Origin of the sequence: Mycobacterium kyorinense (assembly GCF_001672775.1) — a bacterium.
Lineage (GTDB): Bacteria > Actinomycetota > Actinomycetes > Mycobacteriales > Mycobacteriaceae > Mycobacterium > Mycobacterium kyorinense_A.
The window spans coordinates 1-1,067 of record NZ_LZKJ01000051.1; the positions used below are offsets into that span (position 1 = coordinate 1).

The 1,067-nt window shown below is 65.1% G+C and carries 3 protein-coding genes; 1 reads left to right on the plus strand and 2 read right to left on the minus strand.

Translation table 11 applies throughout. From position 1 onward, the window contains the following. Together A5707_RS23035 and A5707_RS04930 are read right to left on the minus strand one after the other, a co-directional pair. Positions 1-183: PPE domain-containing protein (locus tag A5707_RS23035; protein ID WP_156657385.1), on the minus strand; the 183-nt coding region annotated here is incomplete at its 3' end. Between the two features lie 13 nt (positions 184-196). Then, positions 197-496, minus strand: coding sequence for a PE family protein (locus A5707_RS04930; protein WP_065012573.1), 300 nt, complete (start codon positions 494-496; stop codon positions 197-199). A gap of 296 nt (positions 497-792) precedes the next feature. On the opposite strand from A5707_RS04930, the gene A5707_RS04935 reads away from it, so the two are divergent. Beyond that, positions 793-1,067: PPE domain-containing protein (locus tag A5707_RS04935; protein ID WP_156657570.1), on the plus strand; the 275-nt coding region annotated here is incomplete at its 3' end.

Consider the following 1,067-nt stretch of genomic DNA (forward strand, 5'->3'; position numbering starts at 1 on the left):
CGACGCCGGGCCGCGCCACTCACTGGTCAGCTGCGTGATCACCCTGTCGTAATCGATTGCGGCGGACTCCAACTCGGCGGCCAGCCACCGCCAGGACGACGCCGCGGACATCATCGCCGCCGACCCCGGTCCGGCATACATGCGAGCGGAGTTGACCTCTGGCGGTAACGCCCCGAAATCCAGCACTACGTCTCCTCTAGCTGGTCGCGGCGGCGTTGGCGGCTTCCGTGGCCGCGTACGAACCGGCGCTGGTGCCCAGCATGTTCACGAACATGTCGTGAATTGCCGCGGCTTGGACGCTGGCCGCCTGATACATCCGGGCATGCGTGGCGAACTGTGCCGCCGTCAGCGCCGAAATCTCATCGGCTGCCGGCGGCACTATTCCCGTCGTCGGGCCCGCCGCAGCCGCATTCTGCGCCGCCACTGACGCGCCGATAGCCACCAAATTGCGAGCCGCAGCGGATAGCACCTCCGGCTGGGTTTCTACGAACGCCACGCTGATTTCTCCTCAGTGCTCGGTCTCAACGGCCTTCACGAGCCGCTCGCTAGCGACGTTAGATGGCCGGGAGCCGACTGTGCACTACCAACGACGAGTGTTCACCTAAAGATAGAAAGAGTTCATTACTGCGTACCGCTGACGCCTCTGAACGCCTTATATCTTCATTAGTGAACTTATGTCTCAGATAGTGGATCGCAGCCGTCGCCGATGGCGAGGAAGGGCATCGCATTCGTGACTACGAGGTCGAGTAGATCGGCAGGCTGTAGCGACCGACGAGGCCAGGACGTCAAGTAGTGGATTACGGAGCATTACCGCCGGAAGTCAACTCTGGCCGGATGTACGCCGGCGCGGGCGCGGGACCGATGTTGGCGGCCGCCGCTGCCTGGGACGTGTTGGCCACCGACCTGTACACGACCGCGTCCTGCTACGGCTCGGCGATCTCCGAAATCAGTGGCCTGTGGCGCGGCCCGGCGTCGGCGCAGATGGCCGACGCCGCCGCGCCCTATATCGCGTGGATGAGCAGCAGCGCCGCCCAGGCCGACCAGGCCGCTACCCAGGCCGGGGCCGC